At 65.8% G+C, this 20,548-nt stretch carries 15 protein-coding genes; 7 read left to right on the top strand and 8 right to left on the bottom strand.

Annotated elements, in window-relative coordinates; all coding sequences use genetic code 11:
• Positions 1 to 10 precede the first annotated feature (10 nt).
• Entirely contained in the window at positions 11 to 472 is a 462-nt protein-coding gene (locus GGR73_RS16220; RefSeq protein WP_184457984.1) for a methyltransferase family protein, read from the top strand.
• 176 nt (positions 473 to 648) lie between these two features.
• Here GGR73_RS16220 and GGR73_RS16215 read toward each other — a convergent pair whose 3' ends face one another.
• The 3 genes from GGR73_RS16215 to GGR73_RS16205 all read right to left on the bottom strand — a co-directional run bounded on the left by GGR73_RS16215 (position 649) and on the right by GGR73_RS16205 (position 4,175).
• Positions 649 to 2,745, bottom strand: coding sequence for a methyl-accepting chemotaxis protein (locus GGR73_RS16215; protein ID WP_456362990.1), 2,097 nt, complete (start codon positions 2,743 to 2,745; stop codon positions 649 to 651).
• Positions 2,742 to 3,239 (bottom strand): hypothetical protein, encoded by a 498-nt coding sequence (locus tag GGR73_RS16210; protein ID WP_102255448.1) that lies wholly within the window; start codon positions 3,237 to 3,239, stop codon positions 2,742 to 2,744. The genes GGR73_RS16215 and GGR73_RS16210 overlap by 4 nt, the downstream gene beginning before the upstream one ends.
• 501 nt (positions 3,240 to 3,740) lie before the next feature.
• The gene (locus GGR73_RS16205) at positions 3,741 to 4,175 is read right to left on the bottom strand and encodes a winged helix-turn-helix transcriptional regulator (protein ID WP_184457870.1); all 435 of its coding nucleotides are present in this window, start codon (positions 4,173 to 4,175) and stop codon (positions 3,741 to 3,743) included.
• A gap of 134 nt (positions 4,176 to 4,309) precedes the next feature.
• Here GGR73_RS16205 and GGR73_RS16200 point away from each other — a divergent pair, with 134 nt between their 5' ends.
• Positions 4,310 to 5,197: an SDR family oxidoreductase gene (locus GGR73_RS16200; RefSeq protein ID WP_184457869.1), complete on the top strand. Its 888-nt coding sequence runs from the start codon at positions 4,310 to 4,312 to the stop codon at positions 5,195 to 5,197.
• 546 nt (positions 5,198 to 5,743) lie between these two features.
• The gene (locus GGR73_RS16195) at positions 5,744 to 7,189 is read left to right on the top strand and encodes an OprO/OprP family phosphate-selective porin (RefSeq protein ID WP_102255445.1); all 1,446 of its coding nucleotides are present in this window, start codon (positions 5,744 to 5,746) and stop codon (positions 7,187 to 7,189) included.
• Positions 7,190 to 7,341: 152 nt separating this feature from the next.
• Here GGR73_RS16195 and GGR73_RS16190 read toward each other — a convergent pair whose 3' ends face one another.
• The 3 genes from GGR73_RS16190 to msuE all read right to left on the bottom strand — a co-directional run bounded on the left by GGR73_RS16190 (position 7,342) and on the right by msuE (position 10,145).
• A complete protein-coding gene (locus GGR73_RS16190) occupies positions 7,342 to 8,373 on the bottom strand; it encodes a methionine synthase (protein ID WP_039513239.1) in 1,032 nt (343 codons plus the stop codon).
• Positions 8,374 to 8,401: 28 nt separating this feature from the next.
• Positions 8,402 to 9,385, bottom strand: a complete 984-nt coding sequence (locus tag GGR73_RS16185) for a DUF1852 domain-containing protein (RefSeq protein ID WP_184457866.1) — start codon at positions 9,383 to 9,385, stop codon at positions 8,402 to 8,404.
• A 166-nt stretch (positions 9,386 to 9,551) separates the two neighbouring features.
• A complete protein-coding gene (gene msuE, locus GGR73_RS16180) occupies positions 9,552 to 10,145 on the bottom strand; it encodes an FMN reductase (protein ID WP_184457864.1) in 594 nt (197 codons plus the stop codon).
• 97 nt (positions 10,146 to 10,242) lie between these two features.
• Between msuE and GGR73_RS16175 the strand changes: the two genes are divergently transcribed.
• The 4 genes from GGR73_RS16175 (at position 10,243) to GGR73_RS16160 (ending at position 15,048) form a co-directional block, all read left to right on the top strand.
• Positions 10,243 to 11,157 (top strand): LysR family transcriptional regulator, encoded by a 915-nt coding sequence (locus tag GGR73_RS16175; protein WP_102255444.1) that lies wholly within the window; start codon positions 10,243 to 10,245, stop codon positions 11,155 to 11,157.
• Complete coding sequence (locus GGR73_RS16170; protein WP_184457862.1) at positions 11,157 to 11,822, top strand: epoxyqueuosine reductase QueH; 666 nt, start codon at positions 11,157 to 11,159, stop codon at positions 11,820 to 11,822. The genes GGR73_RS16175 and GGR73_RS16170 overlap by 1 nt, the downstream gene beginning before the upstream one ends.
• 116 nt (positions 11,823 to 11,938) lie before the next feature.
• A complete protein-coding gene (locus tag GGR73_RS16165) occupies positions 11,939 to 12,805 on the top strand; it encodes a methylenetetrahydrofolate reductase (protein WP_221234199.1) in 867 nt (288 codons plus the stop codon).
• Positions 12,806 to 13,089: 284 nt separating this feature from the next.
• The gene (locus GGR73_RS16160) at positions 13,090 to 15,048 is read left to right on the top strand and encodes a choice-of-anchor X domain-containing protein (RefSeq protein WP_184457860.1); all 1,959 of its coding nucleotides are present in this window, start codon (positions 13,090 to 13,092) and stop codon (positions 15,046 to 15,048) included.
• An 898-nt stretch (positions 15,049 to 15,946) separates the two neighbouring features.
• Here the strand turns inward: GGR73_RS16160 and GGR73_RS16155 are convergent.
• Positions 15,947 to 17,395 (bottom strand): efflux transporter outer membrane subunit, encoded by a 1,449-nt coding sequence (locus tag GGR73_RS16155; protein WP_184457858.1) that lies wholly within the window; start codon positions 17,393 to 17,395, stop codon positions 15,947 to 15,949.
• Positions 17,395 to 20,544: an efflux RND transporter permease subunit gene (locus tag GGR73_RS16150; protein WP_166769462.1), complete on the bottom strand. Its 3,150-nt coding sequence runs from the start codon at positions 20,542 to 20,544 to the stop codon at positions 17,395 to 17,397. Before GGR73_RS16150 ends, GGR73_RS16155 begins: the two co-directional genes overlap by 1 nt.
• Positions 20,545 to 20,548: the final 4 nt, after the last annotated feature.

Genomic DNA, 20,548 nt, shown 5'->3' with positions numbered 1-20,548 from the left:
CAACCGCGCGATGCATTGGCTTGAAACGAAGATCCCACCGCCGGTCGTGATGGTGTTGCTGGGCTTGGCTGCGTTGGCTGTCGCGCGTCTGATGCCGGCATTTGTATTCTCGCTACCACTGCGCACACCTGTGGCAGTTGCACTGACATGTGTCGGCGTTGCGCTCAATGGACCTCCCAAGCTTGCGTTCAAGCGCGCCGGCACGACGGTCAATCCACTGAGACCTGCGCTGGCCACGCAACTGATCACTGGCGGTGTGTATCGCTACAGCCGTAACCCAATGTATGTCGGTCACGCCGTAATCCTGCTGGGCTGGACGCTGTATCTGCACCATGCGGTGGCACTTCTGGCAGTCCCGCTGTTTGTGCTGTATGTGACGCGCTTTCAGATCAAGCCGGAGGAACGGCAGTTGGCTGTCCGGTTTCCTGGCGCCTATGCGGAATTCTGCGCGCGCGTTCGACGCTGGCTGTGAGCGAGTGTGGCGACGCACTCAGTCGTTCGCTTGGCGCTGGCTGGCTCACCATGCTCGATAGCGGACGGCCTAGCGGCACAACCGCGCCAACGGCAGTCCATCAACGCGTAGCGCTGCAGGGATGACAAGGGCTAAAGCCTATGGCTTGCGCAAGCCCAGAGCAGCACCCCGCAGGATCACGCAACCCGTCGTTCGCTAACGACTTCGGCGCTTGCCGGCATCTCAGCCACAAACGCACTCACTGCATCTTCCAGCTGCGCGGCATGGTCGCCCATGGCGCGTGCGGCGGCGCTGGCGTCCTGCATGCGGGTGACGCCGTCGCGCATGTCGGCGTCTACGCCGGCGAGGGTGTGATGCACCTGCGCGATGCTGCCGGCTTCCTGTTGCGAGGCGACGGCGATCCTGCTGAGCGTGCTGCTGACCTGGCCGATGGTGGCGACGATGTGCTGCATGCCTTCGCCAGCGTGGCGCACCTGCTGCACGCCGGCCTGCATATGCGTGACCGATTCGCCAATCAGCGTCTTGATCTGGCTGGCGGCGGTGGACGAGCGCAATGCCAGCGCGCGCACTTCGCCGGCGACCACGGCAAAGCCGCGGCCTTCTTCGCCGGCGCGTGCGGCTTCGACGGCGGCATTCAGGGCCAGGATATTGGTCTGGAAGGCGATGCCGTCGATGACCGAGACGATGTCCTGGATGCGGCGCGAGGCCTGTTCCATCTGCTGCATGGTGCCCATCGCCTGGTGCATGGTGTCGCCGCCGCTGCGTGCGGCCTCGGATGCGGCGGCGGTGAGCTTGTCGGCGTCGGCCGCCTGCGCGGTGTGCTCCTGCATGGTGCCGAGCACCGCCTGCATCTGAGTGGCGGTGCGGCCCAGCGTGGCCGACTGCCGCTGCACCTGCTGCTCCAAGGCATCGTTGCGGGTCAGGATGTGGCCGGCGGCGTGATTGATCGCGGTGCTGGAGCTGCGGATCTGCGTGATGATGCGCGCCAGCTCGTCGGCGGTGGCATTGGCGTCGCGCTTCATCTGCTCGAACACGCCTTCGCAGTGGCGGTCGATGCGCTGGGTCAGATCGCCACGCGACATCGCCGCCAGCATGCGGCGCATGTCCTGCAGGCTGTCGTCGGTGATGGCCAGGAACTGGTTGACGCCCTCGGCCAGCTGGCCGAGCGTGCCGCTCCTTGCATTCCCCTGCAGACGGGCACCGAGCTCGCCACGCGCAGCCTGGGCAATGACCGTGGCCAGTTGCTCTTCCAGCGCCAGGTCCTGGGTGCGGTCCTGCCACTCCACCACCACGCCCAGCGAGGCGCCGTCGTCATCGCGGACCGGGGTGATGTTTTCCTGCAGCTGCAACGCCGCCAGCGCGCGCGTTTTGCTACTGCCTGCGTCATGCCCCAGCTGCACCGCATCGGCCAGTGCGGTGTGCAGCACATGCGCATCGACCTGCGTGCTCAGTTGCTGGAACGACTGATTGCGATAGATGGCAGCGCCCTGCCCGTCGACGATGGCCACCGCCATTGCCGATGCATCCAGCGCCAGGCGGATACGGCGATTTTCCAGCAGCAGTTGCTGCTGTTGGGCGATGCGCTCTTCCACCTGCACGCTCATGCGCACCAGCGCCTGCGCCAGCGAGCCGCTGCGGAAGGGCTGCTGCAGGATGGCCGGCGGCAAGGTGGCGCCGGTGGCCAGGGTGTCGGCCAGTTCGGCCAGCGCTTCGGCCTCGTGGTCGAGGGCATCGACCTGGCGGCGCAGCTGGATGGCCATCACGCAGACGAAGGCGGTTTCGACGATCACGTAGCCGGCATGCAGCACCACGATGCCGAAGCCGCTGCCGACGGTGAACGCCTGCACCGGCATGCCGCGCGATTGCAGCCAGTAGAACGCCAGGTGATGCACGGCGATGGCGCCTGCGGCGACCACCACCGGCAGCCAGTCGCGGTAGTACAGCAGCAGCGCCAGGATCACGAACACGCCAAAGTGCATTTCCACCAGGCCATGTGCCTGCTGGATGGTGGCCGCGACCAGGGCCATCAGCACCAGCGCGTTGGTGATGCGGGTCAGGCGCGTGCCGGGGTTGGCCTGCACTTGCCAGGCCATCAGCAACAGGCTGGGCAGCGTGACCGCCAGAAACGTGGTCCATTGGCCCTGGTACCAGGCCAGGCCCAGCGAGCCCACGCTCTGCAGCACGGCCAGCCACAGAAACAGCCGGTCGGCCTTGATCGCCAGGCGGGTGGCGTAGGTGGAGGTCGGCGGCGCCGATGCGGACAGTTCCATCATGACAGCGACTCCACGGCACAAGGACAAGGGGACACCAGCGCGGCACCCGGGGTGCGCGCCAGGACATCGGGTAACCAGCGCGACCAATCCGCCGTGCCGGCGGTGCCGCACACGGCGCCGCCGTCTGCGGGGCCGGCGTAGCGCGGTTGGCCGTCGGCACCGAGCAGCCACACGGCATAGCCGCTGCCACGCAGCGCGGGGGTGTCGAGCATGCGCACCTGGCCGCCACGCGCACGTACCGCGCTGCTGAGCACGGCCCAGGCGCGATCGGCGGCCGGGTCGGTGCAGGCGCAGGCACCTGCGACGCCGATCAGCATCGGCGCCCGCTGCGCGGCCGGCAGGCTGGCCTGGACCTGCGCCCATGCACTGGCGACGTCGGTGGCTTGCGCGTGGGGCGTGGTCCAGGCCACGGCGATCCAGCCACACCACAGCGCGAGCAGGGCAGCGCCCAGGGTGCGTCGCGTTGAGGCGGACAGGGTGCCGAAGACGGGCATGGCGCAGCGGATTCGCGAGATAAGGTGAGCCCCTTATCGGGTGCCGGTGCGGACGCTTGAGCCGGCTTGCGATTGAAATTAGCGATGGCAGCGATAGCACGCGCCAGGCCCGTTACGCCGCAAGGGTTTGCGGGCGACGCGTGGCGTGGCTGTGCTGGCAGTCGTTTATCCGGCGCGGGATTTTGTGAGCACGCGTTCACAGATCGACGGTGGGGCTGCTGCATGCATGGCAGGCCGTGGTGGCTGTGATGTCGTCACTCTGGGGTCGGGTCCAGGTGCCAGGGCGTGCCCTCGACAGCGGCGATGCATGGCGAGTCCGCCACTGAGCCGCCTACGCTTCCGGGCCCGAGTATCGATGCCTCAACAACGCACATCTGGCAGACGCGGAAATCCATCCACCGCTGCGCCTAGTGCAAGCGCTTAGGCGATCCACCAATAGGCCGAGGCGCCCACCCGGAAGTCAGCGCCGTCAGCTCGCTTGCCGATACTGCAAACCGGCGCTTACGCCAGCGCTTCGTCGGCATTCAGCGCAACCGCCGGCTGCTGGGCATGATCGAAGCGTTCGCGTGCAGAGCGGATGGCCGCGTGGTTCTCGCCTGCCCAGTTGAGCAGCTGCGAGATCGGGCCGAGCAGCGCCACGCCGAGCTTGGACAAGGCATATTCCACGCTGGGCGGCTTGGTCGCGTAGACCTTGCGGGTGATCATGCCGTTGCGCTCGAGGTTGCGCAGGGTCTGGGTCAGCATGCGCTTGGAGATGTCCGGCACGGCGCGCTGGATGGCGCTGAAGCGGGAGGGGCCGGGGATCAGCGTCAGCAGGATCAGCATGGTCCATTTGTCGCCGATCTGATCGAGCACGTCGCGCACCGGGCACTTGGTGGCGTCGAACGGCATACCTTGCAGGGACGGCGGCGGCGGAAACAGAGCAATCGCGTTCACTGGGATATCTCACGGTAACCAGGGGGTGGAAAACTGCCTCCTTGCGGAGGTTCGAACGGCCCTAACAATAGGTGCGCGGACCAAGAGTCTAGATAGTAGACCACACCTCTTATCAATACCTACTGGAGTTCACCATGGCACACACCTCCCCCCTGATCCTCGTCACCGGCGCCAGCGGGCAGCTGGGCGCATTGGTGGTCGACGCATTGCTGGCGCGTGTCCCGGCCGCTCGGATCGTAGCAACGGCCCGCGATACTGCGTCACTCGCACAGTTCGCAAAACGCAACATCACCGTGCGTCGCGCCGACTACGCGGACCCGCAGAGCCTGGATCAGGCCTTCGCAGGCGTGGGTCGGGTGCTGCTGGTGTCGTCCAATGCGGTGGGCGAACGCGTGCCGCAGCACCGCAACGTGATCGAGGCCGCCAAGCGTGCCGGCGTGGAGTTGCTGGCCTATACGAGCGTGCTGCATTCCGATACCAGCACGCTGGCGCTGGCACCCGAGCATGTGGTCACCGAGGCGCTGCTGCGCGAGAGCGGCGTGCCGCACGTGCTGCTGCGCAATGGCTGGTACACCGAGAACTACACCGGCTCGATCGCGGCCGAAGTGGCGCATGGCGCGGTGATCGGCAGCGCCGGCGAGGGCAGGATCAGTGCGGCCACGCGCGCCGACTATGCCGAGGCCGCCGCAGCGGTGCTGGCCGCCGACACGCCGCAGGCCGGCAAGGTCTACGAACTGGCCGGCGATACGGCCTTCACGATGGCCGAGTATGCCGCCGAGGTGGCGCAGCAGTCGGGCAAGCCGGTGGCCTATCACGACCTGCCCGAAGCCGACTACGCGGCGGCCTTGGTGCAGATCGGCCTGCCGGCTGCATTCGCACAGGTGTTGGCACAGTGCTCGGCCTCCTCGCGCGGCGGCAGCCTGTTCGACGACAGCCACACGCTGAGCCAGCTGATCGGCCGTCCGACCCCCCCGCTGCGCGATGCGGTGGCGGCGGCATGGCAGGCGACGCCGGGCGGCTGAGCCGAGCCCTGGCACGGCGCTGCTCGACAGCCCGCAGCAGCATCGGCGCGGCGCTACGCCACGCGGTGCGTGATCCGGCAAAGGCGGGCGATGACCCGCCTTTGCCATGATTCTGAGCCATCGTCCCTTGCCCACGCGTTGGCGACGACGACAGCACGCCATGGCCGTGCACAGCACGCGCTTCGGCCTTTGCGTCGGCAGCTGCTCCTGGCGCCACCATCTGCCCAAGGCACCGCAGGCCCGATGGCCGGCGGCAGCAACCAAAGCGTCACATCCGCGCCTGATGCCCGCGCCGCGCGCCGCTGGGCCGGCCTTCTGCACGTCGCACAACTGACACGCGCCAGACACGTAGCTGACACAGCGTTGCGCTGTGCGGGGCCGCCGATGTCACCAAACTGACATCAAATCTAAATATAACTGCACGCATTGCCGCACCGTCAGGACGACCGGGCGCCTGGTGGGCGTGCCGGCGCCGTGTTCGCCGCCCGCGAGGCAGCGCCGGCCTGACGCTGCCGCCGACCCGTTTCCCTTGCACGAGCCGGACCAATGAAAAAACGCAATCTCGCCACCGTCCTGTGCGCCCTCAGCGCGACCGCCAGCGGCAGCACGCTGGCCGCCGAGCTGGAGCTGTACGTCGACCGCAAGACCAAGCAGATCTTCGCCGAGCCGGCCCCGGGCCGCGACAAGCTGGGCAAGTTCGTGCAGGTGGACGAGAACGGCAAGCTGCCGGCGTCGGCGATGCCGGCCGCACCGGCACTGCCGCCCGCCCCTGCGGCAGCGGCGCCTGCCGACACCGCCATCGCCCAGGCCGCACCTGCACCCGTACCGGCTGCGGCACCGGCCAAGGCTGGCGAGGCCGGCAAGAAGTGGTACGACAAGCTGAGCCTGCGCGGCTACACGCAGATCCGCTACAACCAGGGCATCGGCGGCGACGCGCAGGATCTGCGCGCACCCGGCGACCGCTTTATCGGCAACGACCAGAGCCTGGGTATCCGGCGTGCGCGCCTGGTGCTGAGCGGCGATCTCAACGAGCACGTGTCGCTGTACTTCCAGCCGGACTTTGCGAGCACGCCGACCGGTTCGACCACCTCCAACTTCGCGCAGCTGCGCGATGCGTATGCCGACATCTACTTCGACAAGAAGCGCGAGTACCGCGTGCGCGTGGGCCAGTCGAAGATGCCGTACGGCTGGGAGAACCTGCAGTCCAGCCAGAACCGTCTCACCCTGGACCGTGCCGACGCGCTCAACTCCGGCCTGCGCGACGAACGCGATATCGGTGCGGTGTTCTACTACAGCCCCACCGTGGCCAAGGGCCGCTTCCAGGACCTGGTCAAGTCGGGCTTGAAGGGCTCGGGCGACTACGGCGTGATCGGTGCCGGCGTGTACAACGGCCAGGGCGCCAACCGTGCCGAGCGCAACGACAGCATGCATGCGGTGGTGCACGCCACCTACCCGTTCAAATTCGCCAACGGCCAGTACCTGGAAGTGGGTGCGGATGCCTACAGCGGCCGCTTCGTGCCGACCGCGGCAGCAGTCAACATCGGTGGCCGCAGCTTCACCCCGGCCATCACCGACCCGAACGGCTACACCGACCAACGCGTGGCCGCGCACATCATCTACTACCCGCAGCCGTTCGGCCTGCAGGCCGAGTGGACAGTGGGCCGCGGCCCGGAGCTGGATGTCGCACAGCGGCGCATCCGCACCCGCTCGCTGAGCGGCGGCTACGTGCAGGCGATGTACAAGCACGATGGCAGCTACGGTACCTTGCTGCCGTACCTGAAGTGGCAGACCTACCGCGGCGGCTCCAAGTTCGACACCAATGCGCCGCGCATGCGCCTGGACGAAGTGGAAGCCGGCGTCGAGTGGCAGCCGATGGATGCGCTGGAACTGGTGTTCGCCTACTCGAAGATGAAGCGCACCGACGTCACCACCGCGCCGTATCCGGTGGTGGAAGGCGACTTGCTGCGGCTGCAGTTGCAGGTCAATTACTGATCCCTGCACCGTGATGGAAGACCAACAAGCCCCCCGCATGCGGGGCTTGTTGGTGGTTGCGTCGCGAGCCGTGGTGGCGACGTGCGTCGGCACGATGGCGCTAGCCGCAGCCCTGTTGCTTCGGCCACCGACCCAGCGCCAGCACCGGCGCGTTAGCGGGCCGCCAGTTCTGCGCGAATGATGTCTGCGCCTGCACTCAGGGCCTTGAGCTTGCCTCTTGCAACGTCACGGGCCAGAGGCGCCATCCCGCAATTGGTGGACGGGTAGAGCTTGTCGGCATCGACAAAGCGCAGCGCCTTGCGCAGCGTAGCGGCCACTTCTTCCGGCGTTTCGATCGTATTGCTCGCCACGTCGATGGCCCCGACCATCACCTTCTTGCCGCGCACCAGTTCGATCAGGTCGATCGGCACGTGCGAGTTGTGGCACTCCAGCGAGATGATGTCGAGCGTGGATGTCTGCAGCTTGGGAAACGACTCTTCGTACTGACGCCACTCCGACCCCAGGGTCTGCTTCCAGTCGGTATTGGCCTTGATGCCGTAGCCGTAGCAGATGTGGACGGCGGTCTCGCACTTAAGCCCTTCGACCGCACGCTCGAGGGTGGCAACACCCCAGTCGTTGACCTCGTCGAAGAAGACATTGAAGGCCGGCTCGTCGAACTGGATGATGTCCACGCCGGCCGCTTCAAGCTCCCTGGCTTCCTGGTTGAGGATGACGGCAAATTCCCACGCCAGCTTTTCGCGGCTTTTGTAGTGCGCGTCAAAGAGGGTGTCGATCATCGTCATGGGGCCAGGCAACGCCCATTTGATCGGCTGGCGGGTCTGCTGGCGCAGGAACCTGGCATCGTCCACGAACACCGGCCTGGGGCGGCTCACCGCGCCAACGACGGTGGGAACGCTGGCGTCGTAGCGATTGCGGATCCTGACGGTTTCGCGCTTTTCGAAATCGACGCCGCTGAGGTGTTCGATGAAGGTGGTGACGAAATGCTGGCGGGTCTGCTCGCCGTCGCTGACGATATCGATGCCGGCGTGCTGCTGTTCCTGCAGCGACAGGCGCAATGCATCCTGCTTGCCTTCGATCAATTCCTCGTCCTGCAGCTTCCAGGGCGACCAGAGTTTCTCCGGCTGTGCGAGCCAGGACGGCTTGGGCAGGCTGCCGGCGGTGGAGGTAGGGAGCAGCTTTTTCATGATGAGTGGTGTCTTGCGTTCTTGTTGATCAGACAGCGTGGTGGGAAACCCACTGCGCGAGAATCTTGCCGTAGGGCCTGATGAAGTGCTCCTCGGTGAATTTGCCCTGCGTCACCGCGAGCTGGCTGCGCTCTTCCCGGTCGTAGACGATCTGGGTAGAGGAATGATCCTGGTGCTTCAGGCTCGGCTGGTAGATGGCCCCCGCCGCGGAATTGGCGTTGTAGATTTCCGGGCGGTAAATCTTCTGGAACGTCTCCATGGTGCTGATGGTGCCGATCAGCTCCAGATTGGTGTAGTCGTTGAGCAGGTCGCCGAAGAAGTAAAAAGCCAGCGGGGCGACACTGTTGGGAGGCATGAAATAGCGCACCTGCAGGCCCATCTTCTCGAAGTAACGATCGGTCAGGGAAAATTCGTCCTGCCGGTACTCGATGCCGAGCACGGGGTGCCGGTTGCCGGTTCGGTGATAGACCCTGCTGCTGGAGACGCTGATGCAGATGACCGGTGGCTTGGCGAAACGCGCCGTATAGGCGTCCGAGTCCACGAAGTGCTTGAACAGCTTTCCGTGCAGGCTGCCGAAATCTTTCGGGATGCTGAAGCCGGACGCGTCCTGATTGTGCGCCGGCAGCAGCACGCTGAAATCGTAGTCGCGCACGTAGGAGGAAAAATTGTTCCCTGCAATGCCATCGATGCGCGCGCCGCTCGTCTTGTCGAGGATGCTGGGCTTCAATATCTCGATCAGCGGAAATGCATCGCCGCTGTCGTTCTCGCCGATGTTCATCTCGACAGAGATGATGTCCAGCTCCACCGCGTAGCGGTCGCGGGTGGGGTTATCCCAATGTGCCAGGTCATTGCAGCGGTTGTTGATCATCGCAAGCGTGTTGCGCAGGTTTTCCTGCCGACGCTGCCCCCTGGCCAGGTTGGCAAAGTTCGTTGTGTTGCGCGTGTTGGCCGCGGGACGGTAGTCCTCGTCAAACCGCTGACGTTTGATGCTGAAGGTGAATTCCTGAGTCATTGCAAGCTGACGCCTTGTTTCCGAAATTGAATACGAGCGCAGGTCTCGGCGCAGGGGTGGATCCCTGCTGGATGGATGCCGGGACTCTGGATCTGCGGACAGTTGCCAACCGATCCTGTAGCCGGCGCGCAGTGTTGACCCGCCGCGCAACGGTGGCCGGGTGGCCTCAGGCCGCGGCGACGTTTTCTGCGGCAATGGCACCTGCCGGCCGCGTCAATGCGATCAGCGGCAATGCCCGCTGTACCGCCAGCCTGGCCCGCTCGGCCAGGGCCTCGTTGTGCACGCGGTAGTCCAGGAAGTCGCGGTCGGTGGCGTAGACGCCCAGCGGCAAGGTGCGCGCCTGGAAGAAGCTGAAAAGTGGCCGCAACTGGTGGTCGATCACCAGCGCATGGCGCTCGCTGCCGCCGGTCGCCGCCAACAAGACGGGCTTGTCGATCAAGGCATCCTGGTGGATGAAGTCGAAGAAGTGCTTGAACAGCCCGGTGAAGGAGCCGCGATAGACTGGCGTGGTCACCACCACCACGTCCGCCTGCTCCACGGCGGCAAGTTCCTGCTCCACCGCTGCCGGCAGCTGCGAGCGCCAGACCGCACCGGCGAACTGCGGCGCCAACGCCCCGAGTTCGACCAGATGTTGCTCGCACGGCACGGCAGCGGCGATCAGCGCCAGCATGTGCTCGGCCAGGGCGACGGCCTTGGAGGGGCGCTGCAGCCCACCGGAGACCGCGACGACGCGGAGGGGGTGTGGCACGTTGACAGTCATGCGGGTTGACCTGAAACGACGAACCCCGATGCTAGGGCTCGTATTCAATGAAGTAAAATGGTGTTATTTCAACAATCCATGAATTCGGATCATCTGAATGCTTGAGCGCATCCATCTCACCATCGTCCAGCAGGTCGAGCAGCAGGGCTCGCTGACCGCCGCTGCCGGCGTGCTGAACCTGACCCAGTCGGCGCTGAGCCACAGCATGAAGAAGCTGGAGCAACAGCTGGGCACCGACGTGTGGCTGCGCGAGGGACGCAACCTGCGCCTGACCCAGGCCGGCCAGTACCTGCTGGCGGTGGCCAACCGGGTGCTGCCGCAGCTGGACCTGGCCGAGGAGCGCCTGGGCCAGTTCGCGCAGGGCGAACGCGGTGCGCTGCGCATCGGCATGGAATGCCATCCCTGCTACCAGTGGCTGCTCAAGCTGGTGGCGCCCTATCTGGCCACCTGGCCGGATGTGGATGTGGACGTCAAGCAGAAGTTCCAGTTCGGCGGTATCGGCGCGCTGTTCGGCTACGAGATCGATCTGCTGGTCACGCCCGACCCGCTGTACAAGCCCGGGCTGCGGTTCGAGCCGGTGTTCGACTACGAGCAGGTGCTGGTCGTGGCCAAGGGCCATGCGCTGGCGTCGGCCGCCTACGTCAAGCCCCAGCAACTGACGCGGGAAGTGCTCATCAGCTATCCGGTGGACCTCGAGCGCCTGGACATCTACAGCCAGTTCCTGCTGCCGGCCGGTGTCACGCCCAGGCGCCACAAGGCCATCGAAACCACCGACATCATGATGCAGATGGTGGCCAGTGGCCGCGGTGTGGCCGCCATGCCACGCTGGCTGGTGGAGGAATACGCCGCCAGGATGGACGTGGTGCCGGTGCGACTGGGCGCGCGCGGCATCGCCAAGCAGATCTTCCTGGGCGCACGCGAGGCGGATATCACCGTCGACTACCTGCGCGCCTTCATCGAACTGGCCCGCCAGCCTGCCAATGGCACCGCCACGACATCCGGAGCCCACTGATGGATACCACCGCAACCCGCGCACCACTCCCCCTGCCTGCCGGCCACGACAAGGTGTTGCTGCATTCCTGCTGCGCGCCGTGCTCCGGCGAGGTGATGGAGGCCATGCTGGCGTCCGGCGTCGACTACACCATCTTCTTCTACAACCCCAACATTCATCCGCGCAAGGAATACGAGCTGCGCAAGGATGAGAACATCCGCTTTGCCGAGCAGTGCGGCGTGCCCTTCGTCGATGCCGACTATGATCGGGACAACTGGTTCGAGCGGGCCCGCGGGATGGAGAACGAACCCGAGCGCGGCGTGCGCTGCACCATGTGCTTCGACATGCGCTTTGAACGCACCGCGCTGTATGCGCACGAGCACGGCTTTCCGGTGATCACCAGCTCCCTGGGCATCTCGCGCTGGAAGAACATGCAGCAGATCAACGACTGCGGCGTGCGCGCTGCGGCCAGGTACCCCGGCTTGATGTACTGGGAATACAACTGGCGCAAGGGCGGCGGTTCGTCGCGCATGGTCGAGATCAGCAAGCGCGAGAACTTCTACCAGCAGGAATACTGCGGCTGCGTCTACTCGCTGCGCGACACCAACCGGCACCGCGTGGAAAGCGGGCGCAATCGCATTCAATTGGGCGTGAAATTCTACGGCGATGCGGAACAGGACGATTGAGTGCCGGGGGGGGGCCAGGACGCCGCCGGAATTTCAACGTTCTCCCTGGCCCCTGCCCGCTCGATCGGGGCTGACGCCGCGGCGCAGCCAATCACCACGACAGGACGGCAACACCCTTGATCGACCCGGACACGCCCAGCCTCGCCGGCACCATCACCGATGCCTATTCGCTGGAGGTCAGCGCAAAGCACATTGCCGGGCTGGCTGCAGCGGCGCCCCGGATCACGCGTGGCGCAACCATTGCCATCCCCTACCTGCCCAACCAGGACGACGACGCGCGGCTGGCCGCGGCACGGATGGTGCGCACACTCGGCTTTCAACCGATGCCGCACCTGTCCGCGCGCCGTATCGCCTCGCGCGAGCAGCTACATGCCTTTGTCAGCCGCGCCGTCGATGACGCCGGCGTCGAGCGCTGTTTGGTGATTGCGGGCGATCCGCCTGCTCCGCTCGGGCCGTTTCCGGACAGCTTGTCGCTGCTCGATACCGGGGTCTTTGAGCGCAACGGCATCCGGACCATCGCCGTGGCGGGGCATCCGGAAGGGCATCCGAGCATGCCTGCAGCCGATCGATGGGAGGTGCTGCAACGCAAGTGTCGCAGCATCGCCGAGCGCGGCATGGCGCCGCTGATCGTCACCCAGTTCGCGTTCGATGCCGACATCGTGCTGACGTGGCTGCAGGCGCTGCGCGCGCACGGCATTGCATATCCCGTGCGTGTGGGCGTACCCGGTCCTGCCGGCGTGGCGGTGCTCGCACGCTATGCCGCCAGCTGCGGTGTCGGCGCATGCGCATCGATGTTGTCCAAATACGGCATCTCGCTCGGCAAGCTGTTGGGTACCGCCGGGCCGGATCGTTTTGTGGAACGGCTGGCCACTGGCCTGACTGATGCGCACGGCGAGGTCCGCATGCACTTTTATCCGTTTGGCGGCATCGCACAGACTGTCGCGTGGGTAGAGCAGTACCGCTCCCGCTCCGCGCGCGTTTAGGCGGACTGAGGCGCGCCGAATTCGGCGCTGCATAGCGACCGCAGACCTGTGCGTTGTAGCAAGCAATGCGTCGTGGACCTCGACATGTCCACGACCTCGATCACAGTCTGTACTTTTCATTCCTGGCGGTTTGTTTGCCGCGCGTGAGGTGCTGCAGCGCACAGCAGACCTGTCACAAGCGCGCGGTATAACCATCGACGAATCGCGGCGAGGGGGCGCTGCATCCGATGCCGTTGCAATGCGCGGCGGCATCGCTTCTGCAACGTTCAAGGAGAGATGTCGCCATGCCGAAGCCGTCGCTGTTGTCCCTGCTGTGCACCCTGTCGCTGGTCTCCACGCCGCTTGCCGCGGCCGAGCTGCAACCCAAACAACTGGCTGGCCCACCGGAGGAGTTCGCGCAGATGCGCGCACCCGATCCGGCCGAGTCGGCGATCCTGTCCAAGAGCGCCTTGCTGCCGGTGGAGTTGACGCCGGCCGGCAAGTCCGCACGCTGGCAAGGCACCTTGCCGGTGGAAAACGGCCATCTGCGTTTCATGGTGCTGGCCGGCGATCAGCCGTGGGAGGCGGCGGTGACTGCACCACGTGTTGCCGGCGCACGTGCCGCTGCTGTTACACCGCAGCTGCAGGCACAACGCACACTGCTGGGCAGCGCCGAGAGCGGCACCAGCGGCATGCGTTACGCGGTGGAATCCGCGCAGAACGGCAACTGGGCGCTGACGCTGCAATCGTCGACGCCGGTGGCGCAACGCGGGTATGTGCTGATGGAAGGCGATGCGCATACGCAGCTGGCCTCGTACCCGCGCCATCGTCGGCAGCAGGTCGGCCAGTCGCTGACGCTCAACGCGTTGCTCAGCGGCAACGATGCAGCCGGCGCGAGCTTGCTGGCCGCGCAGGCGGGGCAGATCGAAACAGCGAGCCTGCGTGTGATCGACCCGCAAGGCGGCATCCGCATACTGCCGATGGCCGATGACGGGCAGCACGACGATGGTGCTGCCGGCGATGGCGTGTATGGCGGCACGTTCCAACCGACGGCCGAAGGCACCTGGATCGCACAGGTGATCGTGCATGGTCGCGACCAGGCCGGGCAGCCGTTCGTGCGCACCAGCGAGCATGTGTTGCCGGTGCTGGATACCTCCCTGCGTCTGCTCGGCAACGCGCTCAGCGCACGCGCTGCCGACGGCACCCGGCTCAGCATTGCCTTGCCGGTCGCCGCACGCGGCAAGGCACCATCGCATTACCGCGTGTTTGGCCAGGTCTGGGGCACCGATGCCAAGGGCAAGGACGTGCCGGTGGCGTGGATCGGCGGCATGCTGACGCCGCAGCAAGGCCAGCTGCCGTTGAGCCTGGACGAACGCTGGGTCGCGCGTGCCGGTGCGCGTGCGCCGTTTACGCTGCGCGGGCTGCGCATCGAAGACCCCGACCACTACATCCCGCTGGTACAGGCCGACACGCTGCCGTTGCAGCTGCCCGCGTTGCGCCGCGCCAGCATCGCGCGCTCTGCCGCTGCGATCGACGAGAGCATGCGCATGGGGCCGCGTCCGACGACGCTGACCCGCGCCAGTGCGATGGCGCAGCCGCAGGCCACGGGGTCGCAACTGGTGCTGGTGCACGGCTATTGCTCCAACGGCGTGTGGCCGCAGGCGCAGTTCACCAATGCGTCCTCGTTCCTTGATGCCAAACAGAACCGCAGCAACGACCAGTTCGCACAGCGCTTGGCGCAGTTCGCCAGTCAGTGGTCCTCGTTCGCAACAGTGGCGCACAGCCAGGGCGGCATGGCCGCGCTGCATCTATATACCTACTACTGGAGCGGGCTGGATAACGCTACAGGTGGGCGGGTGATGCAGTCAGTCGGCACGCCGTACCAGGGCACCAATCTGTCCGGCATTCTGGCGGCGGTGGGCTCGTGGTTCGGCGTGGGTTGCGGCACCAATACCGACATGACCTACGACGGCGCCAAAGCCTGGCTGGCCGGTATTCCGGCCGATGCGCGCGCCAAGGTCAACTACTACACGACCTCGTTCGCCAAGACCAACTGGTACACCAACGACTACTGCAACGCGGCCTCGGACCTGGTACTGAACGACCCGGAAGATGGCACCGTGGAGCAGGTCAACGCGCAGCTGCCGGGCGGCGTCAATCGCGGCCACACCACCGGGCAATGCCACACCACCGGCATGCGCGACCCGGCGCAGTACCTGGATGCCAGCCGCAATGCGGTGATGAACGCCAACGCGGCGAAGTGATACGGTTTTAGCAATGATTGAACGCTGTGGGTGCATCGGTTTCTAGAGCGGATGATCTGCGGCTTGGTTGCAAGGCCCTTGCCCGCCCACCCTCGCGGGACACGCCGCAAGTACGTCCATGTAGGCTCTTACGCGGCATCCATGCCGCGTAAGGTCCCGCGACGGTGAGCGGGCAAGAACCCCTCGAGATGGTCGGTGTGCGTGGTTGCGAGCGGTGCATGACGGGCGCTGGTCGGATCACCGTGGGTTAGATCAACGCCTCACCATTTTTCCATCCCAACCCGAGCAGCAGGCGGGCTTTCAACACGCAAGCCACAGACTGTTGATTTGCCACCGCAAGCCGAGCAACAAGCTCTCAAGAAAGCAGCCAACCAACTCTCTGGTGCGGTGTCCTTGCCGGTTGCGGGACCCTCGGCGGCATAGATGCCGCCGAGGAGCCTCCACGGATGGATTCACGGCGTGTCCCGCAAGCGGTGAGGGCACCGCACGCTCGACTCACCTAGCTTTTGACTCAAGGCTCGGAGCGCGCTTTGGCGGAGCTAGGGTTTAAAGGCTTGGTTGCGTTATGCGTTGTGTCGCGATGCACTTGGACCATACGGATAGATCAAGCGCAGAGCAGACGGCCCGCGGCTTGGCTGCAGGGCCCTTGCCCACCCACCCTCGCAGGACACGCCGCAAGTACGTCCATGTAGGCTCTTACGCGGCATCCATGCCGCGTAAGGTCCCGCGACGGTGAGCGGGCAAGGACCCGTCGAGATGGTCGGTGTGCATGGCTGCGAGCTATGCGTAACGCGGGGCTGTCTAATGACATGCAATCTGGTCCGCTCCTTTTGACCTTGGCAGTTTCACTGCATTGAGGATCTGACGGATGCGCTTGCGCTCGCGCATCCATGCAAGGCTACTGTTGCGCCAGCGGTTGCGGTTGCGCATCGGCGCCGCCGCCGAGCACCTTGTACAAGGTCACCCGGTTGCTTGCTTCGGTCAGCCGCAGGCTGATCAAGGTCTGCTGTGCGCTGTAGAGCGAGCGCTGCGCGTCCAGCGCCACCAGATAACTGTCCACGCCATTGCGGTAGCGCGCATCCGACAGGGTGAAACCGCGTTGTGCCGCTTCCACCAGCGCGCGCTGCGCGTCCATGCGCTCGTCCAGCTGGGTGCGCTCGGCCAGCGCGTCGGCCACTTCGCTGAAGGCGGTCTGGATCGCCAGCTCGTATTGGGCGATGGTGATGTCCTTCTGCAGCTTGGCCACATCCAGTTCGGCCTTCAAGGCGCCGGCGCGGAAGATCGGCAGGCTCACGCTGGGCGTGAACGACCAGGTGTGGTCACCATCAAACAGGCTGGACAAGGCATCGCTGCCGCGCCCGACATTGCCGGTCAGCGAGATGGAGGGGAAGAACGCCGCACGCGCCGCACCGATGTCGGCGTTGGCGGCCTTGAGCGTGTGCTCGGCCGACAATACGTCCGGGCGCTGCAACAGCACGCGCGATTCCAGCTGCGCCGGCAACGGTGCCAATGCCACGCCGCTCTCGATCGCATCGGCAGCCGGCAATAACGCCGCCGGTACCGACGTGCCCACGACCAGGTTCAGCGCATTGCGCGACTGCGCCAGTTGGGTGGTGAAGCTGGCGACATCGGCGCGCGCGCTTTCCACGCTGGTCTGGATCTGCGCCAGATCCAGCCCGGAGACGATGCCGTTATCGTGCTGCAATTCGGTCAGGCGCAGCGTCTTGCGCTGGCTCTCCAGGGTCTGCTGGGCAAGTGCCAGCCGCTGCTGATCGGCGGCCACGGTGAGCCAGTCGCTGGCCACTTCGGCCACCAGGCTCAGGCGGGTGCTGCGCTGGGTCTGCTCGCTGGCCAGATAGGTCTCCAGCGCTTCGTTCTTGAGGCTGCGGATGCGCCCGAACAGGTCCAGCTCCCAGCTGCTGATTCCCACCTGCCCGGTGGCGCTGCGGATGATCTGCGGCGCGCCGGTGAAACTGGTCGCGGCTGCGGCACGTTGCGCCGTGTGCGAGACGGTGGCGTCCACCGCCGGAAACAGGTCCGCACGCTGGATGCGGTACTGCGCACGTGCCTGCTCGATATTGAGCACGGCCACACGCAGATCGCGGTTGTTGTCCAGCGCCTGTGCGACCACCTGTTGCAGGCGCGCATCGACCAGCACCTGCCGCCAGTCCAGCCCAGCCGCAGCGGTAGTGCGGCCATCGGCACTGTCGCCATGGAGCGGGCTGCCGGTGTCGCCGACCACACCGGGCACCGGTGCATCCGGGCGCGCATATTGCGGCGCCATGCTGACGCAGCCGCTCAATGCGATGGCACAGGCCACCGCCAGGCTGAGGGATGTCGTGCGCATCATGGCGTTACCTCGGAGGTGGAAACGACGGGGGAGTGCGCGGCCGCCTTGCCGGGAAACAGGCTGCGCACCATCACGTAGAACAACGGTACGAAGAAGATGCCCAGCACGGTGGAGGCCAGCGTGCCGCCGAGCACGCCGGTGCCCAGCGAATGGCGTCCGCCGGAGCCGGCGCCGCTGCTGATCACCATCGGCAGCACGCCGAGCATGAAGGCCAGCGAGGTCATCAGGATCGGGCGCAGGCGCATGCGTGCGGCGTGCAGGGTGGCCTCGATCAAGGGCTGGCCTTTCTCTTCCAGCTCCTTGGCGAACTCCACGATCAGGATGCCGTTCTTGGCGGCCAGGCCCATCGTTGCCAGCAGGCCGACCTGGAAATAGATGTCATTGGACAGCCCGCGCATCCAGGTCGCCAGCAGCGCGCCGACGATGCCCACCGGCACCGCCAGCATCACCGAGATCGGGATCGACCAGCTCTCGTACAACGCGGCCAGGCACAGGAACACGAACACCAGCGACACCGCATACAACATCCAGGTCTGGGTGCCGGCGGCCTGTTCCTGATACGACATGCCCGACCAGGCGTAGCCCACGCCCTTGCCCATGCCGTCCACTTCGCCGGCGACCGCGGTCATCGCATCGCCCGAGCTGATGCCGGATGCGGCGCTGCCGGTGATCTCCATCGATTCGCTGCCATTGAAGCGGGTCAACACCTGCGGCGCATACGCCCAGGCGCTGCTGGCGAACGCGGAGAACGGCACCATGGCGGCGTCGCTGTTGCGCACGTACCAGCGGTCGATATCGCCGGGCAGCATGCGTGCGGACGCTTCGCCCTGCACGTACACGCGCTTGACCCGGTTGTTGTTGAGAAAATCGTTGACGTAGCGCCCGCCCATCACCGTGGAGAGCGTGGTGTTGATGTCGGCTGCGGCCACGCCCAGCGCGCCGGCCTTGGCATCGTCGATCTGCACGCGGTAGGTCGGCGCGTCGTCCAGGCCGTTGAAGCGCACCGCCGTCAGGTTCTGATTGCCGTTGGCCAGCTGCAGCAACTGCTTGCGCGCTTCCACCAGCGCCTCGTGGCCGTTGCCGGCGGCATCCTGCAACTGCAGGGTGAAACCGGAACTGGTGCCCAGCCCGTTGATGGCCGGCGGCGTCAATGCAAACACCTGCGCGTCGGGCAGCGTCATCATCATCGCGCCGGTGATGCGCTGGGCCACCTCCTGCGCCGAACCCTCGCGGTCGGCCCAGTCCTTCAGGCGGATAAAGCCCATGCCCGAGTTCTGGCTGCTGCCAGCCAGGCTGAAACCAGAGATGGTCATGATGCCCTGCACTTCCGGCTGCTTGAGGATGAACGCGGTGGCCTGGTCGATCGACTGCTGGGTGCGTTGCTGGGTGGCACCGGCCGGCGCACTGAACATCACCATCAGCATGCCCTGATCTTCCTCGGGCAGGAACGCGCTGGGCAACCGCCAGAACAGCAGGCCAAGCACCACCAGCAACAGCGCGTAGACCAGCGAGCCGAGCTTGCGATGGCCGACCACACGCTCCACGCCACGCCCATAGCGCTCGGTACCGCGATCGAAGCGGGTGTTGAACCAGGTGAAGAAGGTGCCCAGCGCGCCCTTGCGCGAGACATGGCCGCCCTTGTCGATGGGCTTGAGCAAGGTGGCGCACAGCGCCGGACTCAGGGTCAGCGCGACCACCAGCGACAGGATCATCGCCGCGGCAATGGTCACCGAGAACTGCCGATAGATCTCGCCGGTGGCACCGCCGAAGAAGGCCATCGGCAGAAACACCGCGGTGAGCACCAGCGCGATGCCGACCAGGGCGCCAGTGATCTGGCCCATCGAGGTGTGCGTGGCCTCGCGCGGCGACATGCCCTGCTCGGCCATCAGGCGCTCGACGTTTTCCACCACCACGATGGCATCGTCCACCAGCAGGCCGATCGCCAGCACCATCGCGAACATGGTCAGCGTGTTGATCGAAAAGCCCAGCAGCGACAACACCCCGAAGGTGCCCATCAGCACCACCGGCACCGCAATCACCGGCACCAGCGTGGCACGCCAGTTCTGCAGGAACAGGTACATCACCACGACCACCAGCACGATCGCTTCGATCAGGGTCTTGACCACTTCCTCGATGGAGATGCGCACGAACGGTGTGGTGTCGTAGGCGACCTCGTACTTCAGGCCGGCCGGGAAGTACGGCTTGAGTGCATCCAGCTTGGCTTCCACCAGCTTGGCTGCGTCCAGCGCATTGGCACCGGTCGCCAGCTGCAGGCCCATGCCCGAGGCGGCCTTGCCGTTGAACTTGGAACTGGAGCCGTAGGATTCCGAGCCCAGCTCCACCCGCGCGACATCGCGCAGGTACACGGTGGCGCCGCCGGCATCGGACTTGAGCACGATGTTCTCGAACTGTGCCGGTGTGCGCAGCTTGCTGCGCGAGGTCACCGTGGCATTCAACTGCTGGCCCTGCAGCGCCGGCAATGCGCCCAGCGCGCCCGACGAGACATCGGCGTTCTGCGCGGCGATCGCGCTGCTGACATCCGAGGGCATCAATGCGTAGGTGTGCAGTTTTTCCGGATCCAGCCAGACGCGCATCGCGTACTCGGCACCGAACACGTTGACGCTGCCGATGCCGTTGAGGCGGCTGATCGGATCCTGCAACGAGGACACCATGTAGTCGCCGATGTCGGTGCTGTCCATGCTGCCGTCTTCGGAAGTGAAGGCCAGCACCATGAACATGCTGCCGCTGGCCGACTTGGTCACGGTCACGCCGTTGGTCTTGACCTCGTCAGGCAGCAGCGCCTCGCCTTGCGACACCTTGTTCTGCACCTGCACCTGCGCGGTGTCCGGGTCGGTGCCGGACTCGAAGGTCAGCGTGAGTTGCGCGGTGCCCGCCGAGCTGCTGCTGGAGGACATGTAGAGCAGATTGTCCAGGCCTGTCATCTGCTGTTCGAGGATCTGGGTGACCGAGTTCTGCACGGTCTCTGCGGAGGCACCGGTATAGGTCGCACTGACCGTCACCGAGGGCGGTGCGATGTCCGGGTACTGCTCCAGCGGCAGCGAGAAGATCGAGATCGCGCCGGCCAGCGTGATGACGATGGCGATGACCCACGCAAAGATGGGGCGGTCGATGAAGAAACGAGCCATGGGA

Source organism: Xanthomonas sp. F14 (assembly GCF_014199865.1).
The sequence above is the reverse complement of the archived record's forward strand: the minus strand, read 5'-3'. Positions and strand labels throughout refer to the sequence as shown.

What these genes read in the sequence shown, in the direction of transcription:
- GGR73_RS16220 (WP_184457984.1), top strand. Translation starts at nt 11, where the DNA reads ATGCATTGGCTTGAAACGAAGATCCCACCGCCGGTCGTGATGGTGTTG.
- GGR73_RS16215 (WP_456362990.1), bottom strand. Translation starts at nt 2,745, where the DNA reads ATGATGGAACTGTCCGCATCGGCGCCGCCGACCTCCACCTACGCCACC.
- GGR73_RS16210 (WP_102255448.1), bottom strand. Translation starts at nt 3,239, where the DNA reads ATGCCCGTCTTCGGCACCCTGTCCGCCTCAACGCGACGCACCCTGGGC.
- GGR73_RS16200 (WP_184457869.1), top strand. Translation starts at nt 4,310, where the DNA reads ATGGCACACACCTCCCCCCTGATCCTCGTCACCGGCGCCAGCGGGCAG.
- GGR73_RS16195 (WP_102255445.1), top strand. Translation starts at nt 5,744, where the DNA reads ATGAAAAAACGCAATCTCGCCACCGTCCTGTGCGCCCTCAGCGCGACC.
- GGR73_RS16190 (WP_039513239.1), bottom strand. Translation starts at nt 8,373, where the DNA reads ATGAAAAAGCTGCTCCCTACCTCCACCGCCGGCAGCCTGCCCAAGCCG.
- GGR73_RS16185 (WP_184457866.1), bottom strand. Translation starts at nt 9,385, where the DNA reads ATGACTCAGGAATTCACCTTCAGCATCAAACGTCAGCGGTTTGACGAG.
- msuE (WP_184457864.1), bottom strand. Translation starts at nt 10,145, where the DNA reads ATGACTGTCAACGTGCCACACCCCCTCCGCGTCGTCGCGGTCTCCGGT.
- GGR73_RS16175 (WP_102255444.1), top strand. Translation starts at nt 10,243, where the DNA reads ATGCTTGAGCGCATCCATCTCACCATCGTCCAGCAGGTCGAGCAGCAG.
- GGR73_RS16170 (WP_184457862.1), top strand. Translation starts at nt 11,157, where the DNA reads ATGGATACCACCGCAACCCGCGCACCACTCCCCCTGCCTGCCGGCCAC.
- GGR73_RS16160 (WP_184457860.1), top strand. Translation starts at nt 13,090, where the DNA reads ATGCCGAAGCCGTCGCTGTTGTCCCTGCTGTGCACCCTGTCGCTGGTC.
- GGR73_RS16155 (WP_184457858.1), bottom strand. Translation starts at nt 17,395, where the DNA reads ATGCGCACGACATCCCTCAGCCTGGCGGTGGCCTGTGCCATCGCATTG.
- GGR73_RS16150 (WP_166769462.1), bottom strand. Translation starts at nt 20,544, where the DNA reads ATGGCTCGTTTCTTCATCGACCGCCCCATCTTTGCGTGGGTCATCGCC.